Origin of the sequence: Actinoplanes ianthinogenes, from assembly GCF_018324205.1 — a bacterium.
Lineage (GTDB): Bacteria > Actinomycetota > Actinomycetes > Mycobacteriales > Micromonosporaceae > Actinoplanes > Actinoplanes ianthinogenes.
Genome location: NZ_AP023356.1, coordinates 4,968,378 through 4,988,391 on the forward strand (window position 1 = coordinate 4,968,378; position 20,014 = coordinate 4,988,391).

At 69.3% G+C, this 20,014-nt stretch carries 17 protein-coding genes; all 17 read left to right on the plus strand.

Features of this window, described 5'->3' with window-relative positions:
• Positions 1–13 precede the first annotated feature (13 nt).
• The 17 genes from Aiant_RS22395 (at position 14) to Aiant_RS22475 (ending at position 19,904) form a co-directional block, all read left to right on the plus strand.
• Positions 14–379 carry an NADH-quinone oxidoreductase subunit A gene (locus Aiant_RS22395; RefSeq protein ID WP_014687421.1) on the plus strand — a complete coding sequence of 122 codons (366 nt, stop codon included), beginning with the start codon at positions 14–16 and terminating at the stop codon, positions 377–379.
• A gap of 5 nt (positions 380–384) precedes the next feature.
• Positions 385–1,056 carry a NuoB/complex I 20 kDa subunit family protein gene (locus Aiant_RS22400; protein WP_189334502.1) on the plus strand — a complete coding sequence of 224 codons (672 nt, stop codon included), beginning with the start codon at positions 385–387 and terminating at the stop codon, positions 1,054–1,056.
• On the plus strand, positions 1,053–1,760 hold the full coding sequence (locus tag Aiant_RS22405) for an NADH-quinone oxidoreductase subunit C (RefSeq protein WP_189334503.1): 708 nt from the start codon (positions 1,053–1,055) through the stop codon (positions 1,758–1,760). Before Aiant_RS22400 ends, Aiant_RS22405 begins: the two co-directional genes overlap by 4 nt.
• Positions 1,757–3,082, plus strand: coding sequence for an NADH-quinone oxidoreductase subunit D (locus Aiant_RS22410; protein WP_189334504.1), 1,326 nt, complete (start codon positions 1,757–1,759; stop codon positions 3,080–3,082). The genes Aiant_RS22405 and Aiant_RS22410 overlap by 4 nt, the downstream gene beginning before the upstream one ends.
• Complete coding sequence (gene nuoE, locus Aiant_RS22415; RefSeq protein ID WP_189334505.1) at positions 3,082–4,182, plus strand: NADH-quinone oxidoreductase subunit NuoE; 1,101 nt, start codon at positions 3,082–3,084, stop codon at positions 4,180–4,182. The genes Aiant_RS22410 and nuoE overlap by 1 nt, the downstream gene beginning before the upstream one ends.
• Positions 4,179–5,495 carry an NADH-quinone oxidoreductase subunit NuoF gene (gene nuoF / locus Aiant_RS22420; RefSeq protein WP_189334506.1) on the plus strand — a complete coding sequence of 439 codons (1,317 nt, stop codon included), beginning with the start codon at positions 4,179–4,181 and terminating at the stop codon, positions 5,493–5,495. The genes nuoE and nuoF overlap by 4 nt, the downstream gene beginning before the upstream one ends.
• Positions 5,495–7,993 carry an NADH-quinone oxidoreductase subunit G gene (locus Aiant_RS22425; protein WP_189334507.1) on the plus strand — a complete coding sequence of 833 codons (2,499 nt, stop codon included), beginning with the start codon at positions 5,495–5,497 and terminating at the stop codon, positions 7,991–7,993. The genes nuoF and Aiant_RS22425 overlap by 1 nt, the downstream gene beginning before the upstream one ends.
• Positions 7,990–9,363, plus strand: a complete 1,374-nt coding sequence (nuoH, locus tag Aiant_RS22430) for an NADH-quinone oxidoreductase subunit NuoH (RefSeq protein ID WP_189334508.1) — start codon at positions 7,990–7,992, stop codon at positions 9,361–9,363. Before Aiant_RS22425 ends, nuoH begins: the two co-directional genes overlap by 4 nt.
• 1 nt (position 9,364) lies before the next feature.
• The gene (gene nuoI, locus Aiant_RS22435) at positions 9,365–9,940 is read left to right on the plus strand and encodes an NADH-quinone oxidoreductase subunit NuoI (protein ID WP_189334509.1); all 576 of its coding nucleotides are present in this window, start codon (positions 9,365–9,367) and stop codon (positions 9,938–9,940) included.
• Entirely contained in the window at positions 9,937–10,680 is a 744-nt protein-coding gene (locus Aiant_RS22440) for an NADH-quinone oxidoreductase subunit J (RefSeq protein WP_189334510.1), read from the plus strand. The genes nuoI and Aiant_RS22440 overlap by 4 nt, the downstream gene beginning before the upstream one ends.
• Positions 10,677–10,976 carry an NADH-quinone oxidoreductase subunit NuoK gene (nuoK, locus tag Aiant_RS22445; RefSeq protein WP_185038824.1) on the plus strand — a complete coding sequence of 100 codons (300 nt, stop codon included), beginning with the start codon at positions 10,677–10,679 and terminating at the stop codon, positions 10,974–10,976. The genes Aiant_RS22440 and nuoK overlap by 4 nt, the downstream gene beginning before the upstream one ends.
• A 13-nt stretch (positions 10,977–10,989) precedes the next feature.
• The gene (nuoL, locus tag Aiant_RS22450; protein WP_189334511.1) at positions 10,990–12,897 is read left to right on the plus strand and encodes an NADH-quinone oxidoreductase subunit L; all 1,908 of its coding nucleotides are present in this window, start codon (positions 10,990–10,992) and stop codon (positions 12,895–12,897) included.
• Complete coding sequence (locus Aiant_RS22455) at positions 12,894–14,432, plus strand: NADH-quinone oxidoreductase subunit M (protein ID WP_189334512.1); 1,539 nt, start codon at positions 12,894–12,896, stop codon at positions 14,430–14,432. The genes nuoL and Aiant_RS22455 overlap by 4 nt, the downstream gene beginning before the upstream one ends.
• A gap of 2 nt (positions 14,433–14,434) precedes the next feature.
• On the plus strand, positions 14,435–15,967 hold the full coding sequence (gene nuoN, locus Aiant_RS22460) for an NADH-quinone oxidoreductase subunit NuoN (protein WP_189334513.1): 1,533 nt from the start codon (positions 14,435–14,437) through the stop codon (positions 15,965–15,967).
• 87 nt (positions 15,968–16,054) lie between these two features.
• A complete protein-coding gene (locus Aiant_RS22465; protein WP_212846507.1) occupies positions 16,055–16,981 on the plus strand; it encodes a pyridoxamine 5'-phosphate oxidase family protein in 927 nt (308 codons plus the stop codon).
• Positions 16,982–17,127: 146 nt separating this feature from the next.
• The gene (locus Aiant_RS22470; RefSeq protein WP_425322707.1) at positions 17,128–18,156 is read left to right on the plus strand and encodes a polyprenyl synthetase family protein; all 1,029 of its coding nucleotides are present in this window, start codon (positions 17,128–17,130) and stop codon (positions 18,154–18,156) included.
• 953 nt (positions 18,157–19,109) lie between these two features.
• The gene (locus Aiant_RS22475) at positions 19,110–19,904 is read left to right on the plus strand and encodes an IclR family transcriptional regulator (protein ID WP_189334514.1); all 795 of its coding nucleotides are present in this window, start codon (positions 19,110–19,112) and stop codon (positions 19,902–19,904) included.
• Positions 19,905–20,014: the final 110 nt, after the last annotated feature.

The window sequence follows — 20,014 nt, forward strand, 5'->3', positions numbered from 1 at the left end:
TACGGGAGTGAAGATGACGATCAACCCATACGTCCCGATCGTCGGGTTGCTGATCCTCGGCGCGCTCTTCGCGTTGTTCTCGGTGTCTGTCGCACCGATCGTGGGGCCGAAGCGGTACAACCGGGCAAAGATGGACGCCTACGAGTGCGGCATTGAGCCCGCCCCCCAACCGGTCGGTGGCGGCCGATTCCCGGTGAAGTTCTACCTGACGGCGATGCTCTTCATCGTCTTCGACATCGAGACCATCTTCCTCTACCCGTGGGCCGTCTCGTTCGAGGCGCTGGGCCTGTTCGGATTCGTGGAAATGGTCCTGTTCATCGTCACCGTCTTCATCGCCTACACGTACGTGTGGCGACGCGGCGGACTCAACTGGGACTGATAACCATGGGAATCGAAGAGAAGCTGCCCAGTGGCATCCTGCTCACCTCGGTCGAGAAGCTGTCGAACTGGGCCCGCAAGTCGTCGTTCTGGGGCGCGACCTTCGGCCTCGCGTGTTGTGCCATCGAGATGATGGCGGCCGGCGGACCGCACTACGACCTGGGCCGCTGGGGCATGGAGGTCTTCCGCGCCTCGCCCCGCCAGGCCGACCTCATGATCGTCGCGGGCCGGGTCAGTCAGAAGATGGCCCCCGTGGTGCGGCAGATCTACGACCAGATGCCGGAACCCCGCTCGGTGATCTCGATGGGCGTCTGCGCCTCGTCCGGTGGCATGTTCAACAACTACGCCATCGTGCAGGGCGTGGATCACATCGTCCCGGTCGACATCTACCTGCCGGGCTGTCCGCCGCGGCCGGAGATGCTGATCGACGCCATCCTCAAGATGCGCGAGAAGGTGATGGCCCAGCCGCTCGGCCCGAACGGCCGCAAGATGCTGGAGCAGCGCCGCGCCGAAGGAAAGCTGCCGATCGTCGCCCCGGGTGCCATGCCGTCGTCGTACCGCGTGGACAAAGCGCGCCGCGCGGAATGGACGCAGGCCGTCATCGAAGGCCGCGAAGAGCAATTGCGGATCGAGAACTGGATGAAGCTCCAGCCCCATTTGCGGGAGGGTGGCAAATGAGTATTCAACCCGGAACCGAGGGTAACGCTCCCGGGAATGCGGAACTGGGTGCGCCTGCGCAGACACCGCCCAGCCCGGATAAAGGGATGTTCGGCGTCAAAGGAACCGGTGACGTCTCCGGCTTCGGTCGTCTGGTCCGCCCCCGACCTGCTGTTTTTGACAGCCCACGGCCTTACGGCGGGTATTTCGACGACGTCTATGACGCGTTGGAGGAAGCTTATCCGGCGTTCTCCGAAGCCATCGAGAAGGTGGTGGTGGATAGGGCGGAACTCACACTTCACATCAGGCCCGAGAGAATCAAGGACGTCTGTCAGGTAATGAGGGACGAGGGGTCCCTCCGGTTCGAGCTCTGCTCGTCCGTCGACTGCGTGGACTATCTCGGTTCCGACGAGCGCCGGTTCCACGTCGCCTACCAGCTGACGTCGATGACGTACCGCCGGAGGGTGCGTCTCGAGGTGTCGGTCGCGGACGGCGTGCCCGTCCCCAGCGTCACCAGCGTCTACCCGACCGCCGACTGGCAGGAGCGGGAGGTCTACGACATGTTCGGCGTCGTCTTCACCGGCCATCCCAACCTCACCCGGATCCTGATGCCGGACGACTGGGAGGGCCACCCCCAGCGCAAGGACTACCCGCTCGGCGGGGTGCCCGTGGAATACAAGGGCGCCGAGATCCCGCCGCCCGACCAGCGGAGGGTCTACCAGTGACTACTTCTGAGTACGCGAGCGAGCGCGAGACCACCGAGGGCCGGGTCTTCACGGTCACCGGTGGCGACTGGGACAGCGTCACGTCCGGCATCGACCCGCTCAGCAACGAGAAGATCGTCGTCAACATGGGTCCGCAGCACCCGTCCACGCACGGCGTACTCCGGCTGGTGCTGGAGCTCGAGGGCGAGACGGTGACCGAGGCCCGGCCGGTGGTCGGTTACCTGCACACCGGGATCGAGAAGAACCTGGAGTACCGCACCTGGACCCAGGGCGTCACGTTCGTCACGCGGATGGACTACCTGTCCAACATGTCGAACGAGACGGCGTACTGCCTCGCGGTGGAGAAGCTGCTCGGCGTCACCGATCAGATCACCGAGCGGGCCACCACGATCCGGGTCCTCTTCATGGAGTTGCAGCGGATCGCCTCGCACCTGGTCTGGCTGGCCACCACCGGCATGGAGCTGGGCGCGATCTCGATGATGCTGTACGGCTTCCGCGAGCGGGAGTACATCCTCGACATCTTCGAGGAGACCTCCGGCCTGCGGATGAACAACGGGTACATCCGGCCCGGCGGCCTGGCCCAGGACCTGCCCGAGTCGGCGGTCAAGAAGATCCGCGACTTCCTCAAGTACCTGCCGAAGAAGCTCAAGGAATACGAGGCGATGCTCTCCGGCCAGGTCATCTGGCAGCAGCGCACGCAGGGGGTCGCCGTCCTGGACGTGACCGGCTGCCTGTCGCTGGGCATCACCGGTCCGGTGCTGCGCTCCGCCGGCCTGCCGTGGGACCTGCGCAAGACGATGCCGTACTGCGGTTACGAGACGTACGAGTTCGACGTCCCGACCGCGACCACCGGTGACGTCTGGGGCCGGTACCTGGTCCGGCTGGCCGAGATCAAGGAGTCCCTGAAGATCGTCGAGCAGGCGCTCGACCGGCTCAAGCCGGGACCGATCTGGATCGCGGACAAGAAGATCGCCTGGCCGTCCCAGCTCGCACTGGGCGTCGACGGGCTCGGCAACTCGCTGGAGCACGTCGCCAAGATCATGGGTCAGTCGATGGAGTCGCTGATCCACCACTTCAAGCTCGTGACCGAAGGCTTCCGGGTCCCGCCCGGCCAAGTCTACGTCGCGGTCGAGCACCCGCGGGGCGAACTCGGCGTTCACGCGGTTTCCGACGGTGGCACCCACCCCTATCGGGTGCACTACCGCGAGCCGAGCTTCGTCAACCTTCAGGCCATCCCCGCGATGGCCGAGGGCGCGCTGCTGGCCGACGTGATCGCCGGCGGCGCGTCGCTGGACCCCGTGATGGGTGGGTGTGATCGCTGATGACCACGGAAGAGTTCACTCCGACAGCTGCTCCACTCGCGGAGAAGCTGCTCGGATCCGCGCAGGAGATCCTGGCGCGGTACCCGGCCGGCCGGGAGCGCTCGGCACTGCTGCCGCTGCTGCACCTGGTGCAGACCGAGGAGGGCTACGTCAGCCCGGCCGGCGTGGCCTTCTGCGCCGAGGTCCTGGGGATCAACAAGGCCCAGGTCGGCGCGGTCGCCACCTTCTACACCATGTACAAGCGCCGGCCGACCGGTGAATACCTGGTCAGCGTCTGCACCAACACCCTCTGCAACGTGATGGGCGGCCAGGCGGTCTACGACCGGCTGACCGAGCACCTCGGCGTCGGCCACGACGAGACCACCGCCGACGGCAAGATCACGCTGGAGCACGCGGAGTGCCTGGCGGCCTGCGACTACGCCCCGGTGGTGACGGTCAACTACGACTTCACCGTCGACCAGGCCACCCCGGACTCCGCGGTCGAGCTGGTCGACAAGCTGGCCGCCGGCGAGCGGCCGACGCCGGCCCGCGGCGCCCGGATCTGCTCCCTCAAGGAGATGCAGTACCAGCTCGCCGGTTTCGCCGACCCCCGGGACGGCGCGGTCGGCGACGGGGTGGCCGGCGCGCCCACCCTGCGCGGCGTCCGCCTGGCGCAGGAGCACGGGGTCGCGGTGGCCGGGTTCGACCCGGAGACCCCGATCACCAAGACCAAGCCGGCCCGCGAGGCCGGCGCGCTGCCGACCCCGGCCCCGGCCGCCAAGGCGGACGAGAAGGCCGACAAGACCGCGGAGGAGAAGCCCGGCCGGGTCGCCTCGGTGGTGAAGGCGGCGACGACCGCGGTCAAGGCGGTCGCCGGCAAGGTCGAGGAGCGCCGGCACGCCGGCCAGAAGACCGAGGACCCACAGATCCGTACCGCGGAACTCCGTAACCCCACGGCGAGCGAACCGGCCCGGCCGGGCGCGGAGGCCGGCAGCCCGCCGCCGGCGAACGCCGCCGAGGCGGCCGGTGCCGCGACCAGCCCGCCCGCCGGTGACGGCAAACCGGCCGGCGACAGCCCGCGTACGCCCGACCCGACGCGTGGGTCCGAGGAGGAGAAATGACGCAACCCCGGCCGGAGGTGCTCCAGAAGCTCACCCCGGTGCTCACCAAGCGCTGGCTGTCACCGGACGCCTGGCAGATCGGCGTCTACGAGCGGCTCGACGGTTACCAGGCGGTGCGCAAGGCGCTCGACGTGCACCCGGACGACCTGATCCAGCTGATCAAGGACTCCGGGCTGCGCGGTCGTGGCGGCGCCGGCTTCCCGACCGGCCTCAAGTGGGGGTTCATCCCGCAGGGCGACGGCAAACCGCACTACCTCGTGATCAACGCGGACGAGGGCGAGCCGGGCACCTGCAAGGACCTGCCGCTGATGACCTACGACCCGCACTCGCTGGTGGAGGGCGCGATCATCGCGTCGTACGCGATCCGCGCGAGCCGGGCGTTCATCTACATCCGCGGCGAGGCGGTGCACGCCGCCCGCCGGCTGCGCAACGCGGTCAAGGAGGCGTACGCCGCCGGATACCTCGGTGAGAACATCCTCGGCTCCGGATTCGACCTGGACCTGGTGGTACACAGCGGCGCCGGCGCGTACATCTGCGGCGAGGAGACCGCGCTGCTCGACTCGCTGGAGGGTTTCCGCGGCCAGCCCCGGCTGCGCCCGCCCTTCCCAGCCATCGCCGGCCTGTACGCCAGCCCCACGGTGGTCAACAACGTCGGCACCATCGCCAGCGTGCCGTACATCGTGCTGGGCGGCGCCGACTGGTGGAAGAGCATGGGCACCGAGAAGTCGGCCGGCCCGATGATCTACTCGCTCTCCGGCCGGGTGGTCAATCCCGGACAGTACGAGTGCGGCCTCGGCATCACCCTGCGTGAGCTGATCGAGCTCGCCGGCGGCATGCAGCCCGGGCACAACCTGAAGTTCTGGACCCCGGGCGGCTCGTCCACGCCGCTGCTCACCGCCGAGCACATCGACACCGCGATGGACTTCGAGGGTGTCGCCGCGGCCGGCTCGATCCTCGGCACCACGGCGATGCAGATCTTCTCGGACCAGGACTGCCCGGTCTACAACACGTGGCGGTGGCTGGAGTTCTACCACCACGAGTCGTGCGGCAAGTGCACCCCGTGCCGGGAGGGCAACTACTGGATGGTGCGCACGTACCGGCGGATCCTCGCCGGTCAGGGCACCTACGCCGACCTGGACACGCTCCAGGACACCGCCGACAACATCTTCGGCCGGTCCTTCTGCGGCCTCGGCGACGGCGCGGCGACGCCGGTCGTCTCGACGCTGAAGTGGTTCCGGGACGACTACCTCGGTTACATCGAGGGCCGCACGGCGCCGCGGCTCTCCGAGAAGTCCCTCGTAGGAGCGCACTGATGACCGACGTAGCGAAGAGGGCGGACACCGTCACCCTGACGATCGACGGGGTCGAGGTCACCGCCGAGAAGGGCGAGCTGCTCATCCGGGTGGCCGAGCGGATGGGCACCGCGATCCCGCGGTTCTGCGACCACCCGCTGCTGGCCCCGGCCGGCGCCTGCCGGCAGTGCCTGGTCGAGGTGGAGGGTCAGCGCAAGCCGGTCGCCTCGTGCACCCAGACGGTGGCCGAGGGCATGGTGGTCAAGACCCACCTCACCTCCCCGGTGGCGGCCAAGGCCCAGGCCGGCGTGATGGAGCTGCTGCTGATCAACCACCCGCTCGACTGCCCGACGTGTGACAAGGGCGGTGAGTGCCCGTTGCAGAACCAGGCGATGAGCACCGGCCGCGCCGACTCCCGGTTCCACGAGCACAAGCGGGAGTACGAGAAGCCGATCCACATCTCCAGCCAGGTGCTGCTGGACCGGGAGCGCTGCGTGCTCTGCCAGCGCTGCACCCGGTTCTCCGAGGAGATCGCCGGGGACAAGTTCATCGACCTGATGGACCGCTCCTCCGGCGAGCAGATCAACGTCTACCGCGACGACTTCTTCGGCGGCGAGGGCACCGGGGACGGGCAGGTCGGCGAGGGCGAGGGGGACGTTCCGTTCAACTCGTACTTCTCCGGCAACACCATCCAGATCTGCCCGGTCGGCGCGCTGACCGGCGAGCAGTACCGGTTCCGGGCCCGCCCGTTCGACCTGGTCTCCTCGCCGACCAGCTGCGAGCACTGTGCGGCCGGCTGCTCCATGCGGGCCGACCACCGGCGCGGGAAGGTGCTGCGCCGGCTCGCCGGTGACGACCCGGCGGTGAACGAGGAGTGGAACTGCGACAAGGGCCGGTGGGGCTTCCGCTACACCACGGCCACCGACCGGATCACCACGCCGCTGGTCCGGGACGCGCGTACCGGGCAGCTGCGCGAGGCGTCCTGGAGCGAGGCGCTGGTCGTCGCCGCGGAGGGGCTGAAAGCGGCTCGCGAGCGCGGGGTCGGGGTGCTGACCGGTGGGCGGCTCACGGTTGAGGACGCTTACGCGTACGCGAAATTCGCCCGTCTGGTCCTCGGCACCAACGACATCGACTTCCGGGCGCGGCCGGTGCGAGCCTCCGGCTCGCCGGCCGCGGACACCGAGGAGGCGGACTTCCTCGCGGCCGCGGTGGCCGGGGTTTCCGAGCTGACGTACGCCGATGTCGAGGACGCGCCGTCCGCGCTGATCGTCGGGCTGGAGCCGGAGGAGGAGTGCCCGATCCTCTTCCTGCGCCTGCGCAAGGCGACCAAGCGGAAGAAGCTCCAGGTGACCGCGGTGGCGTCGCACCTGACCCGGGGGTTCGAGAAGCTCGGCGCCGCGCTCGTCGCGGCCGTCCCGGGCGACGAGGCCCGGCTGCTGAACACCGATCCCGCGGTCGCCGCGGCGCTCAGCGCGCCGGGCAGCGTGCTGCTGGTCGGCGAGCGGCTGGCCACCGTGCCGGGCGGGCTCTCGGCCGCCGCGGCGCTGGCCGCCCGCACCGGCGCCCGCCTCGCGTGGGTGCCGCGCCGGGCCGGTGACCGGGGCGCGCTGGACGCCGGCTGCCTGCCGAACCTGCTGCCCGGCGGCCGTCCGGTGAGCGACCCCGCGGCCCGCGCCGAACTCTCCATCTCCTGGTCCGTCGACGCGGGCGTGCTGCCCAGCACGCCGGGCCGGGACGTCGACGCGATCATCGCGGCGGCGGCCGACGGGACGCTCGGCGGTCTCCTGGTCGGCGCGGTCGACCCGGGCGACCTGGCCGATCCGGTCCGCGCCGAGCAGGCGCTGGACGCGGTGCCGTTCCTGGTCAGCCTGGAGCTGCGGCGGAGCGCGGTGACCGAGCGGGCCGACGTGGTGCTGCCGGTCGCGCCGGCCGCCGAGAAGCCCGGCACCTACATGGACTGGGAGGGCCGGCTGCGGTCCTTCGAGACGGTCCTGCGGGGCGGCACGGCGCTGACCGACGGCCGGGTGCTGGAGGCGATCGCCGCGCTGCTGGACGTCACCCTGAACACCGGGGACGTGCAGGCGGTCCGCCGCGAGCTGGGTGCCATGCCGGCCGGCACCGCCCGGCCCGAGCTGCCGTCGATCGCCCCCGTGGCGGTCGCCGAGCCGGGTGAGCGGGCGGCCGTGCTGGCCACCTGGCACCAGTTGATCGACCTGGGCACCCTGCTGGACGGCGACGACGTGCTGGCCGGCACGGCGCGCCCGCCGGTGGTGCGGCTCGGCAAGGAGCTGGCCGAGGAGCTCGGGGTGGCCGACGGCGACCTGCTGACGGTCCGGACCGACCGCGGCTCGGTGACCCTGCCGGCCGCGATCGCCGACCTGCCCCGGCAGGTGGTGTGGCTGCCCACGAACTCGCCGGGCTCGACGGTGCGCCGCAGCCTGGGCGTCACCGCCGGTGCGGTCGTCCGGTTGTCGGCCGGGCTGCCCGGCCCGATTCTCGCCGAGGGAGTTGACCAGTGAACATCCTGCTCGCGGCGCACGCGGAGGACCCCACCCTGCAAACGTTCGAACAGGACGTCTGGTGGATCACGCTGATCAAGCTGCTCGGGCTCTTCGTCCTGCTCCTGCTGCTGACCCTGTTCACGATCAACTACGAGCGCAAGGTCGTCGCCCGGATGGCGGTCCGGCCCGGCCCCAACCAGGTCGGGTTCCGCGGTTACCTGACCAGCCTCAGTGACGGTCTCAAGCTGCCGTTCAAGGAGGAGATCATCCCGCGGACCGCCGACAAGGTGGTCTACTTCATCGCCCCGGTGATCTCGGCGACGACGGCGTTCACCGCGTTCTCGGTGATCCCGTTCGGCGGCGTGGTGACGATGTTCGGGCACCGGACCGCGCTCCAGCTCACCGACGTGCCGGTCTCGGTGCTGGTGCTGCTGGCCTGCTCCTCGATGAGCGTGTACGGCGTGGTGCTGGCCGGCTGGGCGTCCGGCTCGACGTACCCGCTGCTCGGTGGTCTGCGGTCCAGCGCCCAGATGATCTCGTACGAGGTCGCCATGGGCCTCTCCATCGTCGCGGTCTTCATGACGGCCGGCACGATGAGCACGTCGCAGATCGTCGCGGCGCAGGCCTCCGGCGATCCCACGAAGATCTTCGGCGTCGAGATCACCATGCCCGGCTGGTACTGCCTCCAGCTGCTGCCGAGCTTCCTGATCTACGTGATCGCCGCGGTCGGCGAGACCAACCGGGCGCCGTTCGACCTGCCGGAGGCGGAGTCCGAGCTGGTCGGCGGCTTCCACACGGAGTACTCGTCGTTCAAGTTCGCGCTCTTCTTCCTGGCCGAGTACATCAACATGATCACCGTCTCGGCGTTCTGCACCACGCTGTTCCTGGGCGGCTGGCGGGCCCCGTGGCCGATCACCGCGATCTGGCCCGGCGCCAGCGCCGGCTACTTCGCCCTGATCTGGTTCTTCCTCAAGGTGTTCGCGCTGCTGTTCGGCTTCATCTGGCTGCGCGCCACGCTGCCCCGGATGCGCTACGACCAGTTCATGCGGTTCGGCTGGAAGGTGCTGATCCCGATCAACCTGGTCTGGATCCTGTTCGTGGCCTACTTCAAGATCGCCCGCAGCGGCGCCCTCTCGGACACCGCCCGGTGGGTCTCCACCGGCGCGATCGCGGTGGTCGTGCTGGTGGTCGCCTGGGCCTGGCCGTCGAGCGACAAGAAGAAGGCCAAACCGGTCTCGCTCGAGGAGGAACTGGCCGCCCGGCCGCCGGGCAGCTTCCCGGTCCCGCCGATCGACCTCCAGGTGCCGCCGAGCCCGCGCGCCCGCCGCGAGGTCGCCGAACGTGCCCCGGCCGCCGTCGGCGGCGACTCCGAGACGAAGGAGGTGTGACGTGAACACGTTTACCGGCTCCTTCAAGGGTTTCGGCGTGACCTTCGCGCACATGTTCCGCAAGGTGATCACCACCGACTACCCGTTCTCCCCGCCCAAGCCGGCGCCGCGATACCACGGGCGGCACATCCTCAACCGGCACCCGGACGGGCTGGAGAAGTGCATCGGCTGCGAGCTGTGCGCCTGGGCCTGCCCGGCCGACGCGATCTACGTCGAGGGCGGCGACAACACCGACGAGCAGCGTTTCTCGCCGGGTGAGCGGTTCGCGAAGATCTACCAGATCAACTACACCCGCTGCATCTTCTGCGGGCTCTGCATCGAGGCCTGCCCGACCCGGTCGCTGACCATGAGCAACGAGTACGAGCTGGCCCGGGACAGCCGCCAGGACCTGATCTTCACCAAGGAACAGCTCCTGGCGCCGCTGCTGCCCGGGATGGAGCAGCCGCCGCACCCGATGCGCCTGGGCGAGACCGACAAGGACTACTACATCGGCGCGCTCACCAACCCGGGCACCTCGGCCGGCGCGGAGAAGGCGCCGTGGGCCGTGGACTCGGAGACCGAGGGGAGCGCGCAATGACGCATGTGTCCACCGGGGAAGCCGTCGCCTTCTGGATCCTCGGCTCCCTCGCGGTGATCGGGGCGCTCGGCATGGTGCTGGCCCGCAACGCGGTGCACTCCGCGCTCTGGCTGGTCGTCACGATGCTGAACCTCGGCTTCCTCTACGTGATCAACCAGGCGCCGTTCCTCGGCTTCGTGCAGATCATCGTCTACACCGGCGCGATCATGATGCTGTTCCTGTTCGTGCTGATGCTGGTCGGCCGGGACGCGTCGGACTCGCTGATCGAGACGCTGCGCGGGCAGCGGGTCGCGGCGATCCTGCTCGGCGCCGGCTTCGCCGCCCTGGTCGCGACCGGTCTGGCCCGGGCGCTGGAGGGCACGCCGACCGCGGGCCTGGAGGCGGCGAACCAGAACGGCAACGTGCAGGGCCTGGCCTCTCTGCTGTTCACCAAGTACGTCTTCGCCTTCGAGGTCACGTCGGCCCTGCTGATCACGGCAGCGGTCGGCGCGATGATCCTGGCCCACATCGAGCGGGCCAAGGGCGACCGGGCCGACCAGGTGACCCGGATGAAGGAGCGCTTCCTGCCGGGCAACTACCCCGGTCCGAAGCCCGGCCCCGGCGTTTACGCGAACACCATGTCGGTGGCCGCGCCGGCCCGCCTGCCGGACGGCAACGGGACCGAGAACAGCATCTCGCCGATTCTGCCGGTCCGGGAGCTGACCGCTTCCGAGGTCGCGCCGAAGGGAACCGAGAAATGACCCCCGATTACTACCTGATCCTGGCGTCGATCCTGTTCACCATCGGCGCGGTCGGGGTGCTCATCCGGCGCAACGCGATCGTCCTGTTCATGTGCATCGAGCTGATGCTGAACGCGGCGAACCTGGCGCTGGTCACCTTCAGCCGGATCAACGGCGGCCTGGACGGCCAGATCATCTCGTTCTTCGTGATGGTCGTCGCGGCCGCCGAGGTCGTGGTCGGTCTCGCCATCATCATGTCGATCTTCCGTACGCGACGCTCCGCGAGTGTCGACGACGCGAACCTCCTGAAGTACTGAAAGGGGCCTTCACGTGGAACTGGAGTTTGCCCCCGCGACGGGAGTGCTCAGCGGCATCTGGCTGCTCGTGGCCATCCCGCTGGTCAGTGCCGCGATCCTGCTGCTGCTCGGCAAACGGGCGGACAAGTGGGGACACTGGCTCGGCGTGCTGGCGGTGGCCAGTTCGTTCGTCCTCGGGCTGATCTTCTTCATCAAGCTCGGCGCCCTCGACGCCGAGCACCGGTCGGCGGAGCTGCGCCTCTTCGACTTCATCGACGTCGGCACTTTCAAGGTCGACTTCGGACTGCTCTTCGACCCGCTCTCCGGGGTCTTCGTGCTGCTGATCACCGGGGTCGGGTCGCTGATCCACCTGTACGCGGTCGGCTACATGGAGCACGACGCGGGCCGCCGGCGGTTCTTCGGATACTTCAACCTGTTCGTCGCGGCGATGCTGCTGCTCGTTCTCGGCAACAACTACGTGATGCTGTACTTCGGCTGGGAGGGCGTCGGCCTGGCGTCGTACCTGCTGATCTCGTTCTGGTACACCCGGCCGTCGGCGGCCACCGCCGGCAAGAAGGCGTTCCTGATGAACCGGGTCGGCGACGCCGGCCTGGCGATCGCCATCTTCCTGATGTTCGCCACGCTGGGCACCACCGACTACGCGGGGGTCTTCGCCGGGGCGAGCTCGCTGAGCTCCACCACGGCGCTGGTCATGGGCATCCTGCTGCTGCTCGGCGCGGCCGGTAAGTCCGGTCAGTTCCCCCTCCAGGCCTGGTTGCCGGACGCCATGGAGGGCCCGACCCCGGTGTCGGCGCTCATCCACGCGGCCACCATGGTCACCGCGGGCGTCTACCTGATCGCCCGGTCCAACCCGATCTTCTCCTCCGACGAGACGCTCCAGCTGATCGTGGTCAGCGTCGGCGCGCTCACGCTGCTGCTCGGCTGCGTCATCGGCGCGGCCAAGGACGACATCAAGCGGGTCCTGGCCTGGTCGACGGTCAGCCAGATCGGCTACATGTTCCTCGGCGTCGGGCTCGGCGGCGCGGCGTACTCGCTGGCGATCATCCACCTGCTGGCGCACGGCTTCTTCAAGGCCAACATGTTCCTCGGCGCCGGGTCGGTCATGCACGGCATGCACGACCAGGTGGACATCCGGCGGTTCGGCGGCTTGAGCAAGTACATGCGGGTCACGTGGCTCACCTTCATGATGGGCTGGCTGGCGATCATCGGCATCCCGCCGCTCTCCGGCTTCTTCACCAAGGAGCCGATCATCGGGGCGGCGTTCGACCGGGAGGGCTGGACCGGCTGGCTGTTCGGCGGCGCGGCGATGCTCGGCGCGGGCCTGACCGCGTTCTACATGACCCGGCTCTTCGTGCTCACGTTCCACGGCCCGCAGCGCTGGACCGAGGAGAACAAGCACCCGCACGAGTCCCCGGCGATCATGACGATCCCGCTCATCGTGCTGGCGTTCGGCTCGGTGGTGGCCGGTTACCTGATGTCCACGACCGTGGTCGACTGGCTCAACCCGGTCTTCGGTGAGCAGCCGGAGCACCACGAGAGCCTGTGGGTCACCGTGGTCAGCATCGTCCTGACGCTGGCCGGCGCCGGTCTGGCCTGGTCGCTGTTCCGCAAGGGCACGGCGCTCGAGCCGCAGCCGGCCGGGGTGGTGGTCACCGCGGCCCGGCGCAACCTTTACACCGACGCGTTCAACGAGGCGGTGTTCGAGCGGCCCGGCATCTACCTCACCCGGGCGCTCGTCTTCCTGGACAGCAAGGGCATCGACGGCCTGGTCAACGGGCTGGCGGCGGCGGTCGGCGGCGGCTCCGGCCGGCTCCGGCGGTTGCAGACCGGCTTCGTCCGCTCCTACGCACTCTCCATGCTCACCGGCGCCATGCTCGTCGTGGGCGCCTTCCTTGCGATCCAGTTGGGGTGGCTCGCGTGAAAGACTTCCCGTTCCTTTCCGTTCTCACGCTGCTGCCCCTGGTCGGGGCGATCGCGGTGGCCTGCATCCCGCGGGCCAAGGCTGAACTGGCCAAGCTGGTCGCGCTGATCTGGTCGCTGGTCGTGCTGGTGCTCAGCATCGTCATGTGGGTCACCTACACGGTGAACAGCACCGACCGCTTCCAGTTCCACGAGTCGTATTCCTGGATCCCCTCCTGGAACGCGAACTTCACCTTCGCCGCCGACGGCATCGCCCTGGTCATGCTGATGCTGATCGCGGTGCTGTTCCCGGTGGTGATCCTGGCGTCCTGGCACGACGTGGACCAGAGCCGGCGATCCGCGCCGACCTACTTCGCCCTGCTGCTGGCCTTCGAGTTCACCATGATCGGGGTGTTCGCCGCGGCGGACGTCTTCCTGTTCTACGTGTTCTTCGAGATCATGCTGATCCCGATGTACTTCATCATCGGTTCCTTCGGCTCCGGCCAGAAGCAGTACGCCGCGGTGAAGTTCTTCCTCTACAGCCTGGTCGGCGGCCTCTTCATGCTGGCCGCGGTGATCGGGCTGTGGGTGGTCGGCGGGCACACCTTCGACTTCGCCGCCCTGGTCGAGGCCGGCAAGTCGATCGACCAGAACACCGCACGCTGGCTGTTCCTCGGTTTCTTCATCGCCTTCGCGATCAAGGCGCCGTTCTTCCCGTTCCACACCTGGCTGCCGGACTCCGGTGGCGCGGCTCCGGCCGGCGCGGCAGCGCTGCTGGTCGGTGTGATGGACAAGGTCGGTACGTTCGGCATCATCCGCTACTGCCTCCCGCTGTTCCCGGAGGCGTCGCGCTGGTTCGCCCCGGCGGCCCTGGTCCTCGCGGTCATCGGGATCATCTACGCGGCCCTGCTGGCGGTCGGGCAGAACGACCTGAAGCGCCTGGTGTCGTACACGTCGATCGCGCACTTCGGCTTCATCGGCATCGGCATCTTCGCCTTCACCACGCAGGGCGGGACCGGCTCGGTGCTGTACATGGTCAACCACGGCCTGGCCACCGGCCTGCTGTTCATCGTGGTCGGCATGTTCGTGGCCCGTCGCGGGTCGGCGCTGGTCAGCGACTTCGGCGGGGCCGGCAAGCTGGTCCCGGTGCTGGCCGGGGTGTTCTTCTTCGCCGGTCTGGCCTCGCTGGCGCTGCCCGGCACCGCACCGTTCGTCAGTGAGTTCCTGGTGCTGCTCGGCACGTTCAGCACGCACCAGCCGTACGCGGTGATCGCCACCGCCGGGATCATCCTGGCCGCCGCGTACGTGCTCTGGATGATCCAGCGGACCACGCAGGGCACGCTCAACCCGGCCCTGGACGAGGTGCCGGCCATGAAGCAGGACCTGAGCCTGCGGGAGAAGTTCGTGGTCGCCCCGCTGATCCTGCTCCTGCTGGTGCTCGGCTTCTACCCGAAACCGGTCACCGACGTGATCAACCCGGCGGTGCAGGCGACCCTGCAAGACGTCGGCACGCAAGACCCGGCCCCGACGGTCGCGGATGGAAAGGCTGGCCGATAGTCATGGGAGATCTGCAACTGCCCCCGATCGACTACGGCGCGCTGGCGCCCATGTTGATCCTCTTCGGGGTCGCCTGCGTCGGGGTCCTCCTCGAGGTGATCATCCCGCGCCGGCACCGCAACGTGGTCCAGCTGTCGCTCGCGCTGCTCGGCGTGGTGGCCGCGCTGACCGTCCTGGTGATCAACCGGAACACCCGGGTCGTCACCATCGGCGGCGCGATCGCGTTCGACGGCCCGACCGTCTTCCTCCAGGGCGCGATCCTGGTGCTCGGCGCGGTCTCGCTCTTCCTGATCGGGGAGCGGCAGGTGGAGGCGGGCGGCGCGTTCGTCGCCCAGGCGGCCGTGGTGGTCGGCTCGGACTCCGACAACCGGCAGACCGCCGGCCGGCCCGGTCTCACCGAGGTGTACCCGCTGACCACGTTCGCGCTCGGCGGCATGCTGATGTTCGTCGCCGCGAACGACCTGCTCACCATGTTCGTGGCGCTGGAGGTCTTCTCGCTGCCGCTCTACCTGATGTGCGCGCTGGCCCGCCGCCGGCGCCTGCTCAGCCAGGAGGCGGCGCTCAAGTACTTCCTGCTCGGCTCGTACGCCTCGGCGTTCTTCCTGTTCGGCGTCGCCCTGCTGTACGGCTTCTCGGGCGGTGTGCAGCTGAGCGTGGTGCACGACGCGGTCGCCAACCCGCAGAAGAGCCAGCTGCTGCTGTACGGCGGCCTCGGCCTGGTCGCGATCGGTCTGCTCTTCAAGAGCGCGCTGGCCCCGTTCCACGTCTGGACCCCGGACGTCTACCAGGGCGCGCCCACCCCGATCACCGCGTTCATGGCGGCCTGCACCAAGGTCGCCGCGTTCGGCGCCCTGCTCCGGGTGCTCTACGTGGCGTTCGAGGGGGTGCGCTGGGACTTCCAGCCGGTGCTCGGCACTGTCGCGGTGCTCACCATGTTCATCGGCGCGATCCTGGCGGTCACCCAGACCGACATGAAGCGACTGCTGGCCTACTCGTCGATCGCCAACGCCGGCTACCTGATGGTCGGTGTCCTGGCGCTCAACCCGGACGGCCTGAGCAGCACGATGTTCTACCTGGTCGCGTACGGCTTCTCGGTGCTCGCCGCGTTCGCCATCGTGAGCCTGGTCCGGGACTCGGACGGCGAGGCGACGCACCTGTCCCGCTGGGCCGGGATCGGCAAGAAGAGCCCACTGCTCGCCGGGCTCTTCACGCTCATCCTGCTCGCCTTCGCCGGCATCCCGCTGACCAGTGGCTTCACCGCCAAGTTCGCGGTCTTCGGCGCGGCCATCGACGGCGGGCAGACCTGGCTGGTCATCTTCGGCGTGATCACCAGCATGCTGATCGCGTTCCCGTACCTGCGGGTGGTCGTGCTGATGTGGCTCTCCGAGCCGGGCGAGAGCACCCCGGCGGTGTCCATCCCGGGCTTCCTCACCTCGGCCGCGCTGGGCCTCGGAGTGATCGTCACGGTGGCGCTCGGCGTGGTGCCGGCGCCGCTGATCGACCTGACCCGGGAGGCCTCCCAGTTCGTCCGGTGATCCGATTCGCCGACGGCGGCTCCGGCTTAACGGCCGGAGCCGCTGTCGTTTATCGATCAGCAATCGAGTCCATTTAAGATCCGCGCCGTGGACCTCATCGCCGCCGGAACGCCCCTCGCTGCCGTGATCGACGCCTACCGCACCTGCGAGCTGGCGACCCTGACCAAGGACGGCGCCCCGGTGGCCTGGCCCACCTCGGGGCTGCGCCGCGACGACGGGACGATCCTGCTGACCACCTCGATCGGTTACCCGCAGAAGGCGTTCAACGTGCGCCGGGACGGCCGGGTGGCGCTGCTCTTCTCGGATCCGACGGCGAGCGGTCTGGACGCGCCGGAGCAGATCCTGGTGCGCGGCGTCGCGAAGTGCCCCGAGGAGATCCATACCGAGCCGGACGGCGATCTGGGGCGGCTCTGGGCGCTGCTGATGGAGCGGCAGCCGGCCAGCCAGAAGTACCTCAACTGGCCGACCACCAAGATGACCGATTTCTATTACATGCGGCTGCTGATCGACGTGGCCCCGGTCGAGGTCGTCACCCGGCCGCTGCCGGCCACCGAGAACGCCGGGCTGGCCGGGAGCGAGCTGCTCGGCGCCGAGGTGCTCGCCCAGTACCGCTCGGTGGTGCTGATCGCGGTGGACGCCGAGGGCGCGCCGCTGCTGGTGCGGACCACGGTGACCGCCGAGGCCGACGGGTACCGGGTCGAGGTGCCGGCCGGCGTCCCGGTCGCGGCCGGACCGGCCGGGCTGCTCGTGCACCGGCACGACGACAAACTGTGGAGTCTGCACAACGCCAACGTGCGCGGCTCGCTGACCAGGGACGACGCGGGCTGGCTGCTGCGGCCGTCGCGGTTGGTCGAGCCGGGGGCGCGGCACCGGGCGAGCCTGCTGGACCCGATCCGAATCGGTCGCGAGTGCCAGGCGACGACCCGGCGTTACCTGGATCGCCGTAACCTGGCCCGCCCCGCCGTTCCGTGGGACGCCTATCGCGCCATCCGGGCGAGCCTGCCAAAACCCTGAGAGGTGGAAACCGGCTCTTTCCGTACCCAAAGGGAGCGATCTCCGTGCGAGCGGACCCGCAGCCGGCGCAATGTCCGGTTTTTGATCTTGTGGCGCGGACCCCTGGGACTGAAACGAGTGGACCGATATGGCATCGTGGGAGCGTGGTGAGCACCGGTGATCTGACCCCGCCCGAATTGGCGTTGTCGTCGCTGGGCCTCGACGTCGATCCCGCATTGGACGCGTCGGTGTCAGCGACGCTCGTGGCCGTCGAGGAAGCGCTGCGCGTGCACGTCGCCAGCGCCGACCCGCTGGTGGCCGAGGCCGCGCGCCATCTCGCCGACGCCGGCGGCAAGCGGCTGCGGCCGATGCTGGTGGCGCTCGCCGCCCAGTTCGGCGACCCAGCCCGGCCGGACCTCATCGATGCGGCCAACGTGGTCGAGCTGACCCACCTCGCCACGCTCTACCACGACGACGTGATGGACGAGGCGCCGGTTCGCCGCAGCGCCCCGAGTGCCAACGCCCGCTGGGGCAACTCGGTGGCCATCCTGGTCGGTGACTACCTCTTCGCCCAGGCCGCGGAGCTGGCCGCCCGGCTCGGCACCGAGGCGGTGCACCTGCAGGCGCAGACCTTCTCGCGCCTGGTGCACGGGCAGATCGCCGAGACCGTCGGCCCGCGCGACCGCGACCCGATCGAGCACTACCTGCAAGTCATCGCGGACAAGACCGGTTCGCTGATCGCCACCGCGGCCCGCTTCGGCGGTCTGTTCTCCGGCGCCTCCACCGAGGTGACCGAGGCGCTGGCCGGTTACGGCGAAAAGATCGGCCTGGTCTTCCAGCTCTCCGACGACCTGCTCGACATCGCCTCCGAGTCGATCCAGTCCGGCAAGACGCCCGGCACCGACCTGCGTGAGGGCGTGCCGACGCTGCCGGTGCTCTACGCGCTGGCCGGCGACGACGCGGACCCGGCCGCGGTGCGGCTGCGCGAGCTGCTCTCCGCCGGGCCGATCACCGACGACGCGCTGCACACCGAGGCGCTCACGCTGCTGCGCGAGTCGGCCGCGATGAAGCAGGCGCGGGAGACCGTCCGGGGTTATGCGGAGGAGGCGCGGGCCCGGCTGGCGCCGCTGCCCGAGGGGGACGCGAAGCGCGCGATGGAAGCCCTCTGCGACTACATCGCCGACCGCACGAACTGATCGATTCCCGCCAGCGGTGGGGACTGTCCCGATCAACTGCAAGATCAAATTCTTGCTGACTCGGGTCCGCGCTGATCACTGATCGTCGCTCCCGCCAGGGACCCTTGCGGGCCGGGCTGGCCGCTGGCGCGTCCAAAACGCCCGGCCCTCCAGGGCGACGTCCGCGGGTGCCCACGACCGCCAACCCCAACCCCCGAGCTGGCCCTGATGGCCCTATCCCGAGTCCGGATAGGGCCATGGGCGCCAGCCCGACGACCCCGGCTGGTCCTGGTGGCCCTATTGGCGCCCGGGGTAGGGCGGCAGAGGCCAGCCCGACAGCCCCGGCTGGGTCTGGTGGCCCTATTGGCATCCGGGATAGGGCCATGGACGCCAGCCCGACGACCCCGGCTGGGCCTGGTGGCCCTATTGGCGCCCGGGATAGGGCGGCAGAGGCCAGCCCGACAGCCCCGGCTGGGCCTGGTGGCCCTATTGGCACCCGGGGTAGGGCCATGGACGCCAGCCCGACAAGCGGGGCTGGGGCTGGTGGCCCTGGTCGGGTTTGGCTAGGGCCATGAGGGTGCTCGGCGTGAGCGGGCACGGCGGGGTGGTCGGGTGCGGACGGGACGCTGTGGACGTACCGAAAGAAGGTTGGGGTGCGGGGGAGCGGACCGCGCGCCGGAAAGTGGCCGGATGGGCCTATCGGTCGGCCGAAGAGACCGGTGTCGAAACAGAAATGGGCGTGGTAGGCGCGCGGCGCGGGACGGCGCGCCATTTTGCCTGTTCGGTACGGGGTTTTGCGGCTGAATCGGGGGAGATGGCGGCGGACGCAGACTAAGCCAATTCGGACACGTTCGGACACGCCCCGTCCTATTGATCACACCCGCTGTGCAAATCGACCGTGATCCACATGGTTTTGGCATTCCGTCTCCGGATGTTTCTTCATATGGTGTAAGTCCCTGGCCTCGGAGGTAGCTGTGCGTGACCCCCTAGCGGAGCCGTCAGATCTCATCCGGAGCGTGTCGCGTGCCCTGCGCGTCCTGGAGTCGGTCGGCCGGGCTCCGCGCGGGCTCACGGTGAAACAGATCGCCCGGCGCTGTGAGCTGACCGTCGCGACGACCTATCACCTCGTGCGCACGCTGGCCTATGAGGGCTACGTGATCCGGCGCGAGGACGGCACCTACATCGTCGGTCTGGAGATCGCGGATCGGTATCGCGAGCTCGTCTCGGCCTTCCGCGGCCCGCCCGCGGTCGGCGACGCGCTCCGCCGTGCCGCGATCGACACCGGATACAGCCACTACCTGGGCCGGTTCGTCGGTGGACGGATCGCGGTCACCGCCTCCGCCGAGGGCGCCCGGTCGCCGTTCCTGGACGACATCGCACCCGGCTTCGACGAGGGTGGCCACGCCACCGCGCTCGGCAAGGCGCTGCTCGCCACGCTCACCCCCGATCAACGCGGGCGATATCTGCGGGACTACGGGATGCGTCCGTTCACCCCGACCACGCTGACCACCCCCGAGGCGCTGGAGGCCGACCTGGCGGCCGGCGAGCGTCGCGGCATGCAGATCGAAATGGGACAGTTCCGGCAGGGGCTGGCCTCGGCCGCGGTCGTGGTGGTCGCCGACCGGGACATGGAGCGGCGCCTCGTGCTCGCCTGCTCGATGCCGGCCGCCGAGATGCTCACCTCGGCCCGGGTGGTCCGCGCCAAACTGACCGCGGCCGCCCGCAATGTGGCCGAGGCGCTCAGCGGTGGCGAGTCCGCGACGGCTTGATCTTCTTCGATCGTGTTTTCGCAGCCCCGGGACTGTTGTGTGACTGAATCGCTACAGCTTGAGGTGCGGTTTTAATGGATTTTTGAACCTCCGAGCCGGTTGCCGCGTAC